Here is a 17481-nt window from a genome sequence, read left to right on the forward strand (position 1 = left end):
TTTTTCTGAGGTCCCGTATAAACGAGGTTTTCGGAAACCTACGAACAAATCTCCTCGTAAAGCAAACTGTTTAGTTCGTGCTGGCTGATGCAAGTCCGCCTTTTATCTTCTTGCCCCCTTGGGCCTCCAGCTGACTGCGTTTTCGCAGCTTCAACGCCTTCGCGAAGACTCGGTCAATCGTTTCTGCTTGGGGGTGAACATAACGCTGGGTAATCGATATGGAGCTGTGTCCGGCGATCCGCGCTAAGGCGAACACATACCCGCCTGAAGCCTCTCCGAGTCGCGTCAGGGCCGTGTGCCGCAACGTATAAGGCGGGAACGGAGTCACTCCCGAGTCTTGCAGTGCGTTCTTGTGCTGAGCCTTCGCAAGACCGTCTACAGTGAGATGTCCATCCTTCGATCCGCTTGGGAATATCCATCCAGTCGAAGGCATGTCGGCTGCGATGCGACGCGCTTTCAAAATGCGATGAACTGCGGGAGTCATCGGCAGGATGCGACGAGCGGCCTTGCTCTTGCCGTCTATCACTTGAATCATCCCAGTCTCGCTTTCGTCATCGCTCAGCAGGATATGCTGCCATTGCAGCGAAAATACTTCACTCGGCCTCATTCCTTCATCCGCGAGAATGGCAGCGCAATCCCTCCATGGCTGCTGACACTTCGAGAGATACGCATCAAGTTCACTCACTGACAGGACGCGATCCCTCTGTACCTCTCCTTTCGCCAATTCCACCTTCACCGGCTTATCAATGATGTTCCACTTAAAGGCAAGGTTGAGAGCACGCCGGAGTGTTCTCAGGCCTCGGTTGATGCCTGAGGGGGGACAGGTGACGGAACTCGGAGGCATAGACCTGTGCATGTTCCTCCGTCAATTCATCCAACCGCAAGGTGCTACCCTGGAACGCTTGATCATATCGCTGCTTTGTTTGTAATACCGATAGGTGGCTGGCTTAGCTTTGTGGCGCGTCTCTGCATCTGGAAGGAATCGATTCTCCAAGAAGTCTTTCAAACTAGGCATGGTGCGCGCTTTGCCCCAAGTTGCCGCGCACTTCTGAGTGCAAAAGACATACTGGTCTTTTCTCAAGGCCTTGTCTGCGTTGAGAAGCTTTTCGCATTCATGACAAGTTAGAACTTCTGCACAGTCCAGACGGACGCGAGCGGCTGTTGCTTCCTTCTGTTGTTCGGCCAGTCGCGTCCTGTGCGCGGATTCGATGTTACGCGCCTTCTTGTCGCTTCCCTGCCTGGTGGATTGGCGAATCATCGTGCCGTTCCACATGAACTTGTACCAATAGACGTTCCCGCGCTTGAATATCGACATACCCTATCCTTACTTTGTCTTTTTTGTTGAAAGGGACTTAGAAGCGGGTAACCGAAACTGTTCCTCAACTAAGATCAAAGGTTGAAGATCGTCTCCTCGTGGGTTGAGTCTTTTGCAGATGGCTGCTGATTGACGGGCTATCCGGAAACTATCCCGCTATCCGTGAAAGGTCACGTTTGCGGCAAGTTCAAAATAGTAGTCTTCGAAGACCCGATTTCTCGAAGGGAAAGGACGTTTTCGAATAGTCTCGCTTTTCGTTGTGAAATACTGCATCCAAAAGAAGCATTGTGAATCCGCTGCTGCTTGCACCTTAGTAACGCTTCGTTGTCTGAAATGACATATGGCCAAGCAGATAACGCGGTTGTTAGATGATTCAAACCCAGCTCATCTTCTTTCATGCGAGCCATCCGAGATCCAAAAGGTCAGCGATAGGTTCAGTAAGCGAACAGGAGCCGAAGCCGATAGCGACGGTCTCTCGCGCTTCTCTGATTTGTTCCGCGGATAGTTCCTGATCACGCCATGCAAGAGCGTGCTTGCTCCAGCGAAAGGCGGTAGGATCCCGTTCATTCAACACTGCTAAAACCTTCTCTTCTGTTGCTCCGTAATGGGCGATAATTGCCGCGACGAAGACATTGATGAAACCGTGCATCAGAGCCGATGCGCTTCCCGGTTCATACGTGAGCTGTTGAACGGAACGCAGAGGATGATGCAATCCAGCCGTCGCCTTAAAGGGAACCCTCGCTTTCGCGCAGGCCGCGAGAAATTCTGCGACCTGCTCAACGCTTGGGATGGCATCGGCAGTAACTCCTCCGGTGCGAATCTTTGCGCGCGCGTTCCCTTCCTTCAGTGCAGGAATGATTTGCCCGCAATTCTTCAGTGGAAATTCAACGTAGAGAGTTGTCTTTGGAGGTGTGGCTAAGAGCAGCTTGTGCACCTCAGTCAGATTTGTAGCCTTGGACTCGAGGACGTCAACAACTGCGACCCCGGGATCGAGCCCAGATATTAGGCGAGCATCTTGCTGCACATCGCCCGTGCTGAGTGCGCCCAGGAGCCATGGTGTTAGCTGCTCGTCGCTGCCAACCTCCGTCAATGCCGCGCTGAATTCTGTCAGCCTCGCAACTGGAACGATCAAGCGTCCGAGAGCCCATGCATATTTACCCGAGCGGTAACTGGCGTAGTTCCGGATCGACGTTAGCATATTGAGGCTTGCGGGAGGAAAGAGCCCCGCGTAATCTATCAATCTGTTTAGGAATGATTCAATTGCAGTCATTTGCTCTTCTCTTCGTTGGCTTCGTCGTCGACATTCCGAATCACCTTCCATATGCGATGACAGTCTACCTCCTGAAAGGTCATGTCAGTCTTCGGTCACTGCGAGCGCCCTCTTTCCGTCTTGGCGATTGTCCCGATAGGCCAGTTTTCGACCACCTCTTGATTTCCAGCTTCCAGCGCAAAATTCAATCGAGCTCGCCATTCAAGATGAGACGCCAGGCTCAACAAGGACCCACACAACCGCATCTCGATGTTCTTCTGTCGATCCTCCGCGTACATCGATTTCTCTTCTTCGATCTGCACGCGGACCCGGAGTTCTTCAGCATGCAAATTCCACGACGAGAGATGTTTAGCCTCTTCCCATTCGATAGCATTGGCTAAGCTGCGAAGCACACTGGAAGCTTGCTCTTCCACCTCTCGAACAAGCGCATCTGGTTCCTCCGCTGTCAGGTTCCTGTGCTGCAGAAGTCCAGTCTTCACGAATAGAAAGGCTCGCAATTCTGGCGAGAGCGTCCGAATGCTACGGTTCACAAGGCTTTCGTACGGCTGTTTCGGGAAAGACTCGAAAGCGTACATATCTGCCAGGTCCCGCAGTTTGTCGAAATCACGGTTAATTCTGGAACTCGTCATGGCCAGCCGTTGATTGGCCTCTAGAGCAGTCTCCGCGTTGACAGTCTTAAAGTCCGCCAAATTCCGCAGTGTGCTCAGAAGCAAGGTGCGGACAGATGCGCTGGAGTTCTCTGCCCAGAGATGATCAAACACCAGCCACATTGCTACAACGCCCAGCAGGATACCCAGAAGCGCGTCGCGAGAGGGCACGAGGGACGTATTGATCGTGAACCTATTGAGGTTGACCAGGTTGTAGGCGAGCACAATCTGGAACCCGGCGTACGCAATTCGCGGGCCGGAGGTCGCCACCCATGACCCAACCGCAACGACCGACGCGAAGAGAAAAGCGTATTGCATGAGACTGTTTATTTGAGGAAGAATCAGTGCCTCAGTTCCTAATCCAATGACGCCAGCTCCCACAATGAACCCTGCGAATCGGAGACTTTGTCGATGGCGGCTGGCGCCAGTGAATCGACGAGCCGTCAGAGTACACGTTATGATTGATGCGCCCAATCCCACCCAGCCCGTGCTCATATAGAACACATAGCAGAGTAGAGCAGAGAGAGTGCCGCGCACCGCAAATTTGTAATGCTCTGCGTTTCGAAGCGCATCAACAACAAATGCACCTATCGACACTGTTGGTTCCGCCGCTGGTAAGAGCCGATGGACCGCAAGGTTTTCATCAGAAAAGCTCTGAGCGATCAGATCTACTGTGCGTTCGATTTCTACCAATACTGGGTTCATAGTGCGATTTACCAGCGGTAGATCGATCCAGTTCGTAAGGCTTTTGCATAAGAGGCAGTACCGTATGGCAGACAGGTTCCGCGCAATCGCTAGACAACGCTCCTGACCATCAATGGATAAGATTCGGGCAGATTCGGCAAGATTCGACCCGAGCTCTAACAGTTGCCTGGTGAGGGCGATCACAGTAGCGAGCAAATCGCGATAGCCCGGTTCATAGGAAGAGTGCGCGAGTAACTCCGACAAATCGTCCACACCTTTGGCAGCAGAACGACTGAGTTGGATCGTCAACGCCGAAGGGGGAAAATCTTCCGCTTGCGCTTGACTCAGGAGGGTCTCAATCAAACCTAAGCGGTGATTGATTCCATCCAGGATTGCGTCAGGCGATTGCTTTTTCGCAAATAAGCTCTCAATCAGCGCAGTGATTGCACACGCTATCAAAATCGCAAGCAACGTGTAGAGCGTACGTTCAACGCGGATTTCCGAACGGATTGGCAAGTCCCATACTTGAATCGCAACCGCGATGGTAACGCTGGCCGTGAGAGACGGATTAATAAAGTTCAAGCCACTGATTGCAAAAAATGCAACGAAGAGAATTGCGATCACCCAGATCACATGGAGGAATGGAGAGCCACTCGTCAGTACTCCTCCCAAAATTACTGCCGCGGTTGCGACTGAGCACGCCAAGCCAATGTCAAACGCGGATTTTCTCGCCGCTTTGGGACTCTCGTGCGAGATCAATATCGGGAAGCCGGCGCCCAATGCCGCGCCCGGAATCCGAAAGATGAACGCGAGCAACATCACACTCGTACATGCGAGTACGATTCTTCCCACCAGCATCGTCCGCCCCGGGTACCACGCCAGCTCAGCGCGCAGCATCTCGACGGGCTTCCAGACTGGCGGTTTGTATTCCCCGTATGTTGGCATGACTGACCTCAACCCTGACGATGGGGAGGTCGCATCACGACGATTGCGACCTGACCAACACGAAATATCCCCGGAGGCGGATCGACAATTTTGATGCGTACCGGATATCGCGACGCTAGACGCACCCAATTTAGCGTTCGCTGCACTTCCGGCAAACCTTCTGAAAGCTTCCCCACAACATCCGGATCAGGAGTCACACCAAAGCTCGCACTTTCGACAACGCCGCGATATTTTGTGTTTCTATCAGACATAAGAAAGACGTCTACGGGCGTTCCGGGTTGAACATGGCCGATTTGCGTTTCTCTGAAATTCGCGAGCACCCACCAGTTTCTATTGTCAATAAGAGTGAACAGTTGCTTGCCCACCTTGGCGTATTCGCCTTCGGATATTGTCAGGTTTGTAACGCGGGCATCGAATGGCGCGAGAACGCTGCATTGCTCATAGTTGTATTGAGCCAGCCGAACTGCAGAAGCACGGCTCTCACGCTCAGCAAGCAAGGGCGCTAGAACGAGAACAGAGTGTGCCGATTCTTTGACCTGAGCCTGGCTCTGGGTAATCTGTGCGACAGCTTGCTGTTTTTGAGCCGAAGCAGAGAGCAAACTCGCTTTCGCCAATAGCAATTGAGACTGAGCCTGTTCCACCGCTGCCGCTTTCGCTTCGGATGTCGATCGTGCTTTGTGAACATCATCCTCAGTGACGAAGCCCTTGGCCAGAAGAGGCTGGATGCGATGAAAATTTGCTGTGGCGTAGTTTTCGTCAGCCTGCGCCTGCTTCAGCGCGGCTTCCGATCGCGCAACTGCCGCTTTAGCAATTTCAATTTCGTCAGTCGCTCTTGTTTCGTTCGCCAGTGCGCTCTGCTCGCCCGCATGCGCCACGTCGACCCCGTTGACCTGGGAGGAAATTCGACGAGATTCATTCTCGATCTCACCCTCCAGTGCCGCCTGGGCAGCGAGTGCACTCTGCAAGGCATACAGGTAAGGACGATCATCAATTTTGTAAAGGAGAGTTCCCTTTTTGATGAATTCGTTGTCATGAATAGGCAACTCCATAACAGGGCCTTCAACCACCGGAGCGATACCGATGAAGTTCGCTGTCACTTCCGCGTCATCAGTACGCGGATACAACACCACCTCGCGAACTACCAAGCCTGCGGAGATAAGGGCACCTGCGACGATGCACGCGCTGATGATCGTTCCTTTACGTGTTATCGCCGATTGTGAGTTGGTTATCTGCAAGATATTTTCCTCTCTACCGGAACAAGATCAGCCAGAGTGTGCAGCTTAAGAGACAAAGAAGCGCCGAGTAAACAATTGGTAGTGGCCAAAGTTCTTCCGTAAGCTTTTTCTTTGTGGCATACACATGAGCCAAAAACGTCAACGCAATCGCAATTGCGAGACATACAAGCCATGACGGGAAGTACGATCCCAGGATGTTGAACTCCGGGGATCCGGAGCACCCGACAGCTGCCAGCAGAAGTGGCGTGATTGCAAAGCTTATCCAGCTCTCACGTTTGTCCGTTCGTTGCCAAAGAGACTGGTGATTCGATCTCATGGATTGTTGCCTTTCGGGTGATTTGCCAGCAGATCCCCTGTGCGAAAATCGAGATCGGTAAAAGTCCTAAGCACTTGGGTGCGAGCCGTAACGTCTATGGCGCGGGCCTGCGCCAAGGCATCTTCCGCTGCCAGCACATCCAGAAAATTGCGGACGCCTTCTTTGTACGACTCCAACGCCGCTGAATACGACTCCTCAGCAGCAGTTAGCAAAGCCGTCGCCGCATCCCTTTGGTGTAGGGCGGTCGCTGCATTTGAGTAGGCGGCCCAGACTTGATTTGAAATTTCGTCTTGACGGTTGTGAACCTCGTCAGTCGCTCCTTTCTCTTCTGCTTTCGCCTCCGCGATCCGATTCTCCCGAAGGAGCCCGTCAAATACCGTCCACTTCAGTTCGAGCGTGGCGTCATAGACTGGCGCCTGGGCATAGAAACCGGGCGACCCTTGTTGCTCTCCGAACGCACGAAGCCAGCCTTTTGAGCCTTCAAATGTGAGCGATGGGTAGTAGGCTGAGGTAGCATGCTTTACCTCAGCATGCGCGGCGCTCACGCGCGCTTCGTCAGCCTGCAGGTCAGGCCGAGCCGTGAACGCCATTTCTACAGCGTGTTGAACTGATAGGTCCAGTTTGTCTGGAATTCTCAGCTGATCCAGCACTTCCACTTTGAGCGGTTTCAGTGGACTGGCGGTGATTGCTGTCGCTAGATCTCCGATTTCCACTTGCTCAGCCCCAAGCGCACTCTGCAATTCGTAGTTCGCTTTTGCGGTCGCGGCCTTGGCCTCCAGCACTTCTGGCACTGTAGCGAGTCCGTTATTACGTCGTTCTTGGGCTGCGGTCTCTGACGTCTTGGCGTCGTTGAGGGAGACCTCAGCCGCTTCCCGCAGTCCTTTCGCTTCGAGCAAACCGAAATACGATTGGCTGACCTGTCGGATAAGGACCAGATGCTCATTGTTGAAGGAAAGATTTGCAGCAACCAGTCGCGCTTGAGCCGCCGTAATTTCTGTGCGACGCGCACCGAAGTCCACGAGAGTGTAGGCCAGATGAACCGCAGTATCAAAGTAGCCTATGTCCTGTACAGCCCAGGTCATGCTGTAGAGCTGTGCGTTGACATAGGTTCTTCCAGCCGCCATCGCAATGATTGTCGGATACAGTTCGCTCTTTGCGATCCCAACGGTGGCGGCTGTCACCTTGGCTCGATTCCACGCCGCTTGTGTCGCGGGACTGTTCGATTCAGCAATGTCGATTAGCTCACCCAGGCTGTAGACGTGGCCATCATCTAACGCGGCTTCATGCACAGGAATTGCAGTTGAGTGGCGCTCCAACGTGTGATGGTCAGAAATCCAGGGCGCATTCGGCGTAATCGGAGGCTTTTGACCGGATGCTCCAATAGATAGAAGCGATGTCATCGTCACGGCAACCGCGAGCAGTCTTAAGACGATTGCGCCCGACTGAGTGTTTTTGGCTTGATGACCCAATCTCATAATGAAAACTTTCCATCATTCGTTCGCGGCACGTGTTGTACAAGTCTGCTCTGCTTGGTACTCCGTCGAGATACCTACTGCGGCCGCTCATGCTACCCATCACTAAACAAAGGAGACCAGCCTACAACGATGATGTTAGTGATCCGGACCACTGTCCGCGATCCGCGTGAGCAGGCGGCATCCGCGTGGTTGCATCGTTCTTGCCCGACCGCATCGAAAGGCATCACGCATTTCCTTTTCTCGCGCAATGAGTAAATTTGAGCGCGACAGGGCTTTAGTGATCAGAAATCGACGATTGCGAGTGTTTCAGATCAAACTCACAGTTGCGATTAAGCCAGAAGAAGGAGCTTGGTTCTATTGGACGAAGGTATTGATTCAGTATCAGGAACACTACGCGATTTTCGAACGGATTACAACGCTGCCGGAGTACGATCCGCCCGCTCCAAACGTCCACTGTTCGAGCGGAGCGCTGATGCGATTGTGGCTGCAAATGAACCGAGTCCCCAACCGTCACGTGCTCTCGAACTAGGAGCAGACTCCCTCAAGAATGACTCGACTCACAGGTCCAATTGACCATACAGTCAGTTACCCATATAGTTCATACGGAAACGAATGGAATCCATCGGAGCCATCCTACAGGTGCCCCCTCGTACCCAAAAACGAGACAGAGACGTGACCGTACCAGCCATTCTGGCCGCGGCCGAGATTGAGTTTGCCACAAATGGTTTCGCCGCAGCGCGCACGGAGAGTATTGCGGCGCGGGCGAAGGTAGTAAAGGGCCTGATCTTTCACTATTTCAAGAGCAAAGAAGGGCTCTATGAGGCGGTTCTCGTGCAGGCCTACCAGCCAGTCAGGGAGGCGCTCAATGAGTCTTTCGACCGAAACCTCAGCGCCACGGACGTTTTGCTGACCTTTGTCGAGAGATTGCTCGCCACATGGACGGAGCATCCCTTGTGGCCCACTATCTTTATGTTGGAGAGCATTCAAGGCGGGGGCGAACGCGTTCGCAAGTTAGGTATGCCTTCTCTCTACAGCCAGGTCGAAGTCTTGCTGAAGAACGGGATTGCGTCGGGAGAGTTCAGGGAAATGGATCCCGGACATGGGGCCATCAATATTGTCGGCCTGTGCGGTTTCTATTTTTGTGCTGCTAACAACATCTCCCATATTCCAGGCAGAAGCCGTAATCCCTTGAGCAAACAGTCGTTGGCCAGACATACCGCAGAGGTGATTGCCTTTGTCAGAAAAGGCACCGCTCCAAGCAGCTAAAAATGCGGGTCGTTGCCTATTTTGGCGCATCTCATTATTGACTGACCGGATAGTCAAATAATGGCGATAAGACAATCGTGACGCTTTGCGCGAAACCACTAAATAGAACAGAAACAGGAGGACCTATGACAACCACAATCGCAGCACCAACCATGAAAGCCGCCCAGGTCACTGCGGCTGGAGTCGGCCTCACGATCGTTGAGTTGCCGATCCCAGAGCCAGGTCCAGGACAGGTGCGCATCAAAGTTCAGGCGTGTGGTGTTTGTTATAGCGACTCGATCGTCGCCGAAGGCCGTCGACCAGGAATCGCTTATCCGCGCGTTCCGGGGCATGAAGTAGCCGGCGTGGTGGATGTGCTCGGGACTGGAGTGAATGAATGGCGAACAGGTCAGCGTGTTGGCGTCGGCTGGCATGGCGGCCATTGCGGCACCTGCCTCGAGTGTCGGCGCGGAGATTTTCGAAACTGCCGCAATGAGAAGAATCCCGGTCTCAGCTATGACGGCGGCTATCAGGAGTACATGTTGGCGCCGGTCGAAGCGTTGGTTTCAATCCCGGACACTCTCAGCGATGTCGAAGCGGCGCCGTTGCTCTGTGCTGGCGTTGCCACCTTCGACTCCCTGCGGCACGCGGGCGCATTGCCAGGCGACCTGGTCGCGGTGCAAGGGATCGGTGGGCTCGGTCATCTCGGAATTCAATTCGCTAATAAGTTCGGCTACAAGGTCGCTGCAATCGGGCGTGGCTCGCAAATTGAATCGTTGGCAATGAAACTCGGCGCTGATGTATATATCGATAGCAAAGTGAAGAACCCTGCCGAGGAACTACAAAAGCTGGGCGGTGCGAAAGTCATTGTCGCGACCGCGCCGGACTCCAAGGCAATGACCGAACTGATTGGTGGTTTGGGTCCGAACGGCAAGCTTCTGCTGATCGGCGTAACCTCCGATCCGATGGAGGTGGCTCCGGTTCAAGTCATCAGGGGTAGCAAGACCATTGAAGGGTGGGGAGGGGTAACGCCGGCAGATTCGGATGACACACTTCGATTCGCCGAACTACGCGGCGTACGCGCCATGATCGAAACCTATCCTCTGGAAAAAGCTGCCGAAGCGTATGCCCGCATGATGAGCGGTGACGCAGAGTTTCGCGTTGTGCTGACGATATGATGGCGGCAGTTGCAGCGAGGAGCGGCCCCATTTCAGGAACAGATCGTTCTGTTCATTCAGGCCCGGGTTAAACAAATCAATCGCCCCGTCATGGCGAGGCGGCACTGCCGTTAGCAGAGGAGAGTCGAATTAAATATGACAACTGAAAGGAGTGCGCTGCCTGTGATCTGAACCGAGCAAATTTAACGATTTCGCCGGGATACTGCGAAATGACTCCTCGCGAATCTTTGCACTTCTTGCGTTCATCCAAAGGGGATGGAAATTGCGGAGATGGGATAACGTGGCTGCTTTTTGTGGATGCTGTGGAGCAGAGATCACTTTGAAGGCTGAGGCGTGCCCTGTATGTGGCACCCCTAAACACGGAATGGCACAACCTAATTTATTGCTTGGGTTAGATGAGCACACGGAACCATCTCAAGAGAACATCAGAATTGGCCCGAAGCTGAGTAGATGGCTAACACGTAAGCTGGAGTGAATCGGCGAGCCGCAGATTCCTAAATTAACCCTGCGGATTCGTAGTTCTAAAGAACGTGACGCGCAGAATCTTGAGATCTTCCGAAGAGTGGTATTTATGTCCTCAATCGCAAACATCCTCTATCCAGTGGATTTCTCGCACTCCTGCGTTTCGATGGCAACTGTTTGCTGCGCGCTTGTACCGCTACTTGTCTGGCAAAACAAAGCCATCTGCCCAAGCTCATCGATGCGCCGTCTCGCCTCCTGTACATCGGCAAAATAAATCTCTCTTCGTAAGGTTGGCACGGATGTTCCGGTCCGTGTTGAGGTTGGTTCAGTCAAAGAGGCGCTGCTTGCCGCTGCTCTAGACTCGGATGCCGATGTGCTAATGATCGGAAGAAGCCAACAGCCCGGGCGCTCATGGCCGTATGCGGGATTTGACCTATTCGATGGTGCGCGATTCGCCATTCTAATGCTCAGCGTCTAACTCGGGTACCCGCGAAATGTCGTTGTTCCTGTTTCGTCAGGCCAAACGCAGATCCCGCGCCCAGCGGAGATCCTCCTGATCCATTTCCGCTTCTAAATTCGAACTTGATGTGGAATCTTGACGTGTAGATGGCTGTGCATATCGGTGACTTGCGCTGCACGCGTTGGACGACGGAAGAGTGCGGAGTGTAATCTTTTGCCAGCACAAGGAGAGTTTATGTTGCGTCGTGACTTCGTGCGCGCTGTCGTCTCGGTAGGACTTCTACCGAAGGCGCTGCTTGCCCAGCAGACAGCGAACCCCGCCCCGCCTCCGCCCGCTCCGGTGCCGTGGACACTGGGGCTAAATCCTAAGACACCTCTGCCAGTCACTGAGGCAGCCGATGGGATTGCGGAGACCGAGGCAAGTTTTTTCACTCCGACTCAACTTGCGACGTTCACGCGACTATGCGATTTACTGCTGCCACCGCTCGACAGTAAGCCAGGCGCTCTTCAGGCGGGGACACCCATGTTCCTCGACTTCCTGATCGGCAGTTCGCCCATGCCGCGGAAGAAGGTCTATAGCGGCGGCCTGGACTGGCTCGACGCAGCGTCAAAGACGAAGTATAAGCTCCCGTTCGCTCAGCTAAACGCAACTCAGGCCGACGCGCTCATCAAACCGTGGCTGCGCACCTGGATGACGGATCATCCCCCAACCGAGCAGCACGCCGACTTCATCAACATCGCGCATGAAGACATCCGAGTTGCGACGATGAACTCGAAGGCCTGGGACGACGCAGGCGTGGCCGCGGGGCAGGACTGGGTAACGGGCGGACTATACTGGTCTCCGATCGAGCCGGACATGGCAGGTCTAGGCACGACCTCCACGCAGCTACCTCCGCATGTGATGGCTGTTCCTAAGGCCCCACACACCATCCCATCCTACCCCCGCTAGAAGTGAGCGACTCCCGCAGATAATGACAGAGACAACCTACGATGTACTGATTATTGGGTCGGGCCATGCCGGTGGAATGGCTGCGAAGATCTTGACCGAGAAGGGCATCCACTGCCTGATGTTGAACGCGGGCCCGGTGGCCGACGTAGCTAGAGATGCGCAGCGCAAACCAGCGTACGAACTGCCGTATCGCGGCTTCAAACCACCGGGGCGGCTGGAGCATGTCTTCCAGGCCAGCGAATTCAACGCAAACGTCTGGGTGGATGAGGAGGAGGTTCCGTATACCTTCGATCCTTCCATGCCGTACAACTGGGTGCGGGTCCGTCTGTTCGGCGGCCGGTCGCTGTTCTGGTCACGGCAATCGTTCCGCTTGAGCGACTACGAGTTCAAAGGCAAATCGCATGATGGATTCGGCGAAGACTGGCCCATCAGCCTCGCCGATCTGGCACCCTATTATTCACGGGTGGAAGAGATCTTCCAGGTAGAGGGCGCGCAGGACGGTCCTCCACAGATGCCAAATGGCAACTTCGTTCCCGTCAACGAAGTGTGGTCGGAGTCGATGCAGCGGTTTATCAAGGCCTCGCAGCCATACAACATGGCGGTCTGCAAGCAGCGCCGCGCACTGGGCCGCGATGGCCTGGCGAGCTCAGTGAATCTTCTGCTACCGGATGCGGAGCGAACCGGCAAGCTCACTTCAATTGCCAATGCGGTCGTGCGACAGATTACGGTCGACAAGAACACCGGCCAGCCCAATGGGTGCCTCTTCGTCGATCGGCTCTCCCGTCGGGAGATGCATGTGAAGGCTCGCGTGGTGGTATTGGCCGCGGGGACGCTTGAAAGCACGCGCCTACTCTTGAACTCGAACCTCGGCAACTCGAGCGGCATGATAGGTCACTATCTGATGGACCAGATTTACGGGCCAGGGATCACCTGCTCAGTGCCTGAGGCGCGCAACGGTAAGGCAACAAAACAGTTGATGGGTGGCGGGGCAATTGTGCCGCGCTTTCGCAACATTACGACGAAATATGACAAGTTCCTGCGCGGCTATGCGTTGAATGTAACCAGCCGCATGGGTGCTATCGAACCACGAAATTTTGCGGCGTATGGCGCAGAGTTGCAGCAGAAGTTGCAGGAATACAACGGGAGTGCCTTCCACATCACCGTGATGGGAGAGGTGCTCGGGCGCTACGAAAACCACGTTCGCATCGATAAGGAGAAGGTGGACGCGTGGGACATCCCCGTGCTGAACATCCAGACCAAGTACACCGACAACGAATTCAATATGGCGAAGGACGCCGTAGAAGTCGGCTGCGCCGTAGCCGATGCGGCCGGATTCGAAGTGCTGTCGAAGAATGATGTTCCAAATCCTCCGGGCTACAGTATTCATGAAGTCGGAACCTGCCGTATGGGCGATGATCCGAAGAAGAGCGTGCTGAATAAGTGGTGTCAGAGCCACGATCACAAGAATCTATTTGTCGTCGATGGAGCGAGCTTTGTGAGTGCCGGTTGGCAGAACCCAACGATGACGATCCTGGCGCTATCGATGCGCGCTTCCGAGTATCTCGCGAGCGAGATGAGCAAACAAAATGTCTGAGAGGGACTCATTGACAGGCAAAGATCGGGACGGCGTGGGTTCAAGTGTCGATCTTGCGACTTATCGTCGAAGTGACCAGAAAAAGAGGTTCTCAGTCTGACTCGTAGATTGAATCGTCACTTCTCATTAAGGGGCTTTCAGTGAAAGGCGTGCTTGAACTTGCCCTCCACGTGACGTGATCTCACATTTCCGCCCAGCGCCGCAGTAGGTTGTGATATATTCCAGTCAATTGGATGCCAGCGGTATTCTCGGGAACCTCTTTAGCCAGCCGCTGGATTGTTGTATCCAGGTCATACAGTAAGGCGCGATCCGAATCGCTGCGAATCATGCTTTGTATCCAGAAGAATGAAGCCACCCGTGCACCTCGAGTAACCGGATTCACTCGATGCAGACTTGTGGCCGGATACAGAACCATGTGCCCTGCCGGTAGCTTCACGCTATGCATTCCGTAGGTATCTTCGACTAATAGTTCTCCACCTTCGTACTCTTCAGGGGCCGACAGAAACAGTGTCGCGGAGACGTCTGTCCTGATTCTTTGTCCCGTGGAGGCGTTGGCGCGGATTGCAGTATCCACATGCGTTCCGAAGTGCCCACCGCCCATGTAACGATTGAACATCGGTGGAAATACACGCAAAGGCAGTGCAGCCGACATAAACAACGGTGACCGCGCGAGTGCGGCCAGCACCATCTCTCCCAGTTTCACCGCCACCGGATGTCCTTCGGGCAATTGAAGATTCTCTTTTACGCTCTGGGCTTGATATCCAGCTGTGACCTTGCCGTCCACCCATTGCGCCGCATCCAGTAGCGCACGTGATTCTGCAACTTCACCCACACTTAAAACATCTGCAATCGTAATCAACATCAAAGTACTCCTGAGGTTACAAATAAGATCTGCCCGGTCTAAACGCTGGGCAGATTGCTAAAACGTGCTTTGTCAGAACCGGAAGTTCATGCCGATCAGCGCGCTCGCGCCAGCTCCCGGAACCAGGTGGCTCGGATGCGGCAGATCGATGTAATACCGGTTCAACAGGTTATATACATTCGCCTGCAGCTCCAGCCGATCTGTCAAAGGTCGTTTGACCATCGCGTTAAACACCCAATATCCCGGCACTTGTTTCATCGCTACACTGGTCACGACGAAGCCTGGCCCATTTGGATTCACGGCGTATCCTGTCGGAACATAGGGCACGGTCGAGCTCGCTGTCCTGCTTCCCACGTAGTTACCACCCAGACCTGCATTTAATCGCCAGGGTAGCCGGTGTGTCACAAATAGATTGAATGTCTGCTTCGGCACATTCGCCAACGGATATCCCACCGACGCGGGAAAAAACTTTGAAAAGATGACCGAGCTGTCCAGGTATGCATATCCTGCAACAATGTCCATTCCTTGCGGAAGGCGCCCCACAACGCTAACTTGCACTCCTTTTACGAGTTGGTTTCCAGCTGCCACTATATTGTTCGAGTTCGTCGGGTCGGTCTCTCGCGCATTATCTTTCTCTGTGCGGAACCATGATCCCTCCAGAAGTAAACGCTCGTTCATAAAGCTCCATTTAGCACCCGCTTCATACGATTCATTCTCCTCGGGTGCCGCCGAGCTGTTCGCCAACCCAATGCTCAAACTCAGCGATTCTGCTGCCGGGTTGAAGCTGGTTCCGTAGTCGAAGTAGACGCTGCCGTGGCTCGAAGGCTTGAATACCAGAGCCGCGCGATAGGTTGGTTGCTCATCCACTCTGCTGATCGGAGCCACTGGAGCGGTTACGGTCCCTCCCGCTGGCGGAGTCGGCTGGTAGAGGTTATAACCGGTATCAAAGCGGTCCCAACGCACGCCGCCGCTCAGTTCAAATAACCTGCCCAGTTTCAAGGTGTCCACGAAGTACAATCCAACACTCTTCGATTTCGTGTGAACGATCGAAGTGATATAACCCGTTCCCCCGAACGGCTGATCTACATTCGGGTTCAACAGATTCGCCGAGGGCACCGTATTGATCTTATTGATTGTGTAACTGGTTCTGATCGGATTCGAAATCTCCTGCCCACCTTCGACACCAGCTACAAGGGCGTGCTTCACACCGAAGGTCTTGAATCGAGCCACTATCTCAGTCTGATCCCAGAGATCGCCCTCTACACTCTTTACCTGGATCTGGTTCCGGTTCACTACGATGTTGCTGGGATCAGTCCCTGCCATATACGCACAGGGAAGAGCAGTATTTACAGCAGAGGTCGGCAGGGTAGCTACGATGCCCCCCACCGGCACACTTGCCGGCGCATTGGAGCAGATTTGTGGTTCGGTAATCTGCGCGCTGCGTGGGTAATTTGCCGCCCGGGCGATCGTACGCAGGTTCACTTCCGGCGAGAACTCGTGATCAGCTCGCAGCGTCATAATATCGTCGTTTGTCTTCAGATAGTTTTCGTCTGGAAATCCGAAGTAGTTATGACGAATGGATCCTGGCGCCACCGAATTGTTAAACCATGGCAGTCCGTAGTCCGGAGTGTCGTTTTCTGTGAGGTGCACATAGCTCAAAGTCGCATGGGTCTTGGTATCCAGACCGATCGTGACGGAGGGAGCTATTCCGAAGCGCCGTATCTCCGCATCCGGCCGACCTGCAACTCCTCCCTCCTGCGCCATGATGTTAGACCGGAAGGCTGTTCCACCCGCTACATCGGCCACCGGCTCATTGATGTCTGCTGTAATCCTGCGCGTCAAGTCTGTCCCGAACTGAGCCTGTACATTCACAAACTGTCTCATCTCCGGAACCTTGCTCTCCTGGTTGATGACTCCGCCTGTCGACCCGCGACCGAACTGAATTCCTGCCGGTCCCTCAAGAGCGTCGACCTGTTCGTAATTAAACGAGTCGCGGTAGTAGCTTCCGAAGTCCCGTATACCATCCAGGAAGATATCGTTGCGCGCCGTAAAGCCTCGAATTGTCAGATTGTCGCCCTGTGCTCCTGCTTCACCGGCCGCTAAGCTAATACCCGGCACGTTTCGCAACGCATCCCGCAGCGTGGACACTCCTTGATCCTGCAGTACAAACTGCGGAACAACAGTGATACTTTGCGGGGTGTCGAGCAGCGGCTCTGTAAACTTCGCCATCGAAACTGAGTCGTTCGCCAAAGCCTCCACGGACACAGTATCCTTCGCCTGCACCCCGACTACCATTGTCGTTGCGTCTTCAACGCGATAGTTCAGCCCCGTGCCATCCAGCAACTGACGCAGAGCCTCATCTTCGCGATAGAGCCCGGTCACACCATGGGAGTTGAATCCAGCTAAGGTTCCAGACGGCAGCACTATATTTACTGTCAGACCGGTCGTCTTTTCGTAGGCCTTGATGGCCACGTCCAGCGGGCCTGCCGGTATGTCGAAGCGTTTGAGAGGCAGCGTTGCATCCCCGCCAGAGCCCCCCGTCAACGCCGTCTCCTTCACAGCTGCCAAAGCCTGCCGACTGCCACCCATCACGGTGTACGCTGCCAGAGTGCCGGCAGCAACCCATCCCCTCGTTCGGCCGAACATCGGCCGACCGCTCGCCTTTTTGTTCCGTGCCAGTGACTTCAGACCACTCCTGGTATGCTTTGTCCACTTCACAAATCTCTCCTTGCGTTCATGTCTTTCCGGCCCTTCGGAAAGACACATTTATGCTCTCCGGCCTGCGTCATCGCGCCAATGGCACACGGAATCCCGAAGCCCCGCCTGGTAGTTAGCCAGCGGCGGA

The 17481-nt window shown here is 54.3% G+C and carries 14 protein-coding genes; 5 read left to right on the top strand and 9 right to left on the bottom strand.

Annotated features, from left to right (window positions below; translation table 11 throughout):
- Positions 1-70: 70 nt before the first annotated feature.
- From RBB76_RS07580 to RBB76_RS07610, 7 genes are all read right to left on the bottom strand, one after another.
- Positions 71-856 carry a tyrosine-type recombinase/integrase gene (locus RBB76_RS07580; protein WP_429628027.1) on the bottom strand — a complete coding sequence of 262 codons (786 nt, stop codon included), beginning with the start codon at positions 854-856 and terminating at the stop codon, positions 71-73.
- A gap of 9 nt (positions 857-865) precedes the next feature.
- On the bottom strand, positions 866-1258 hold the full coding sequence (locus RBB76_RS07585; RefSeq protein ID WP_429628026.1) for a hypothetical protein: 393 nt from the start codon (positions 1256-1258) through the stop codon (positions 866-868).
- Between the two features lie 451 nt (positions 1259-1709).
- On the bottom strand, positions 1710-2585 hold the full coding sequence (locus RBB76_RS07590; protein WP_429628025.1) for a hypothetical protein: 876 nt from the start codon (positions 2583-2585) through the stop codon (positions 1710-1712).
- A 95-nt stretch (positions 2586-2680) separates the two neighbouring features.
- The gene (locus tag RBB76_RS07595; RefSeq protein ID WP_429628024.1) at positions 2681-4540 is read right to left on the bottom strand and encodes a hypothetical protein; all 1860 of its coding nucleotides are present in this window, start codon (positions 4538-4540) and stop codon (positions 2681-2683) included.
- Positions 4541-4869: 329 nt separating this feature from the next.
- Positions 4870-6096: an HlyD family efflux transporter periplasmic adaptor subunit gene (locus RBB76_RS07600; RefSeq protein WP_429628023.1), complete on the bottom strand. Its 1227-nt coding sequence runs from the start codon at positions 6094-6096 to the stop codon at positions 4870-4872.
- Positions 6097-6109: 13 nt separating this feature from the next.
- Positions 6110-6412, bottom strand: coding sequence for a YtcA family lipoprotein (locus RBB76_RS07605; RefSeq protein WP_429628022.1), 303 nt, complete (start codon positions 6410-6412; stop codon positions 6110-6112).
- Positions 6409-7887 carry a TolC family protein gene (locus tag RBB76_RS07610; protein ID WP_429628021.1) on the bottom strand — a complete coding sequence of 493 codons (1479 nt, stop codon included), beginning with the start codon at positions 7885-7887 and terminating at the stop codon, positions 6409-6411. Before RBB76_RS07610 ends, RBB76_RS07605 begins: the two co-directional genes overlap by 4 nt.
- A 301-nt stretch (positions 7888-8188) precedes the next feature.
- Here RBB76_RS07610 and RBB76_RS07615 point away from each other — a divergent pair, with 301 nt between their 5' ends.
- The 5 genes from RBB76_RS07615 to RBB76_RS07635 all read left to right on the top strand — a co-directional run bounded on the left by RBB76_RS07615 (position 8189) and on the right by RBB76_RS07635 (position 13774).
- A complete protein-coding gene (locus RBB76_RS07615; RefSeq protein WP_429628020.1) occupies positions 8189-8416 on the top strand; it encodes a hypothetical protein in 228 nt (75 codons plus the stop codon).
- A 143-nt stretch (positions 8417-8559) separates the two neighbouring features.
- Positions 8560-9153, top strand: coding sequence for a TetR/AcrR family transcriptional regulator (locus RBB76_RS07620; RefSeq protein WP_429628019.1), 594 nt, complete (start codon positions 8560-8562; stop codon positions 9151-9153).
- A gap of 125 nt (positions 9154-9278) precedes the next feature.
- Complete coding sequence (locus RBB76_RS07625; RefSeq protein WP_429628018.1) at positions 9279-10310, top strand: alcohol dehydrogenase; 1032 nt, start codon at positions 9279-9281, stop codon at positions 10308-10310.
- Positions 10311-11466: 1156 nt separating this feature from the next.
- Positions 11467-12180, top strand: coding sequence for a gluconate 2-dehydrogenase subunit 3 family protein (locus RBB76_RS07630; protein ID WP_429628017.1), 714 nt, complete (start codon positions 11467-11469; stop codon positions 12178-12180).
- A 22-nt stretch (positions 12181-12202) separates the two neighbouring features.
- A complete protein-coding gene (locus RBB76_RS07635; RefSeq protein ID WP_429628016.1) occupies positions 12203-13774 on the top strand; it encodes a GMC oxidoreductase in 1572 nt (523 codons plus the stop codon).
- Positions 13775-13955: 181 nt separating this feature from the next.
- On the opposite strand, the gene RBB76_RS07640 is transcribed toward RBB76_RS07635, so the two are convergent.
- Positions 13956-14636, bottom strand: a complete 681-nt coding sequence (locus tag RBB76_RS07640) for a Fe2+-dependent dioxygenase (protein WP_429628015.1) — start codon at positions 14634-14636, stop codon at positions 13956-13958.
- A 72-nt stretch (positions 14637-14708) separates the two neighbouring features.
- Positions 14709-17354, bottom strand: a complete 2646-nt coding sequence (locus RBB76_RS07645) for a TonB-dependent siderophore receptor (protein WP_429628014.1) — start codon at positions 17352-17354, stop codon at positions 14709-14711.
- Between the last annotated feature and the right edge of the window lie 127 nt (positions 17355-17481).

The organism is Tunturiibacter psychrotolerans (assembly GCF_051013365.1).
Classification (GTDB): domain Bacteria; phylum Acidobacteriota; class Terriglobia; order Terriglobales; family Acidobacteriaceae; genus Edaphobacter; species Edaphobacter psychrotolerans_A.